Raw genomic sequence first — 1,192 nt, 5'->3', positions numbered from 1 at the left:
CATGGCAAAAGGAAAATTTGAGCGGACCAAACCGCACGTAAACGTGGGCACGATTGGCCACGTTGACCACGGCAAAACGACACTCACCGCGGCGCTGACCACGGTGCTGTCAACGTCCTTCGGTGGCGAGGCGCGTGGTTACGACCAGATTGACGCGGCTCCTGAAGAGAAGGCACGCGGTATTACGATTAACACTTCGCACGTTGAGTACGAAACGGCCACCCGCCACTACGCACACGTTGATTGCCCGGGCCACGCCGACTATGTGAAGAACATGATTACCGGTGCGGCGCAGATGGACGGCGCGATTCTGGTGGTATCGGCCGCCGACGGCCCCATGCCCCAAACGCGTGAGCACATTCTGCTGAGCCGCCAGGTGGGCGTGCCTTACATCATCGTGTTCCTGAACAAGGCCGACATGGTGGATGACGAGGAACTGCTTGAGCTGGTGGAAATGGAAGTGCGCGAGCTGCTGTCCAACTACGACTTCCCCGGCGACGACACCCCGATCATCAAGGGTTCGGCACTCAAAGCGCTGGAAGGCGACGAAGGTCCTTTGGGCAAGCAAGCCATTATGGCACTGGCCGAAGCACTGGACACTTACATTCCCACGCCAGAGCGTGCGGTGGATGGCTCGTTCCTGATGCCTGTGGAAGACGTGTTCTCGATCTCGGGTCGTGGCACGGTGGTAACGGGCCGTATCGAGCGCGGTGTGGTCAAGGTCGGTGAAGAGATCGAAATCGTGGGTATCAAAGACACGGTCAAGACCACTTGCACGGGCGTGGAAATGTTCCGCAAGCTGCTTGACCAGGGTCAGGCCGGTGATAACGTGGGTATTTTGCTGCGTGGCACCAAGCGTGAAGACGTTGAGCGTGGTCAGGTGCTGGCCAAGCCCGGCTCGATCAACCCGCACACCGACTTTACAGCCGAGGTGTACATTCTGTCCAAGGAAGAGGGTGGCCGTCATACGCCGTTCTTTAACGGGTATCGTCCTCAGTTCTACTTCCGTACGACCGACGTAACGGGTACGATTGATCTGCCGGCCGACAAGGAAATGGTGTTGCCCGGTGATAACGTGGCCATGACGGTCAAGCTGATTGCCCCGATTGCGATGGAAGAAGGTCTGCGCTTTGCGATTCGCGAAGGTGGTCGTACCGTGGGCGCCGGCGTCGTCGCTAAAATTCTTAAGTAA

General features: G+C 58.2%; 1 protein-coding gene. It reads left to right on the top strand.

Translation table 11 applies throughout. From position 1 onward, the window contains the following. Position 1 precedes the first annotated feature (1 nt). Positions 2–1,192, top strand: a complete 1,191-nt coding sequence (tuf, locus tag CJO09_RS15545) for an elongation factor Tu (RefSeq protein WP_119443168.1) — start codon at positions 2–4, stop codon at positions 1,190–1,192.

The organism is Neopusillimonas maritima (genome assembly GCF_003576595.1).
Taxonomy (GTDB): Bacteria; Pseudomonadota; Gammaproteobacteria; order Burkholderiales; family Burkholderiaceae_B; genus Neopusillimonas; species Neopusillimonas maritima.
Note: the sequence above shows the minus strand (reverse complement) of the source record. Positions and strands in the feature narration are given on the sequence as shown.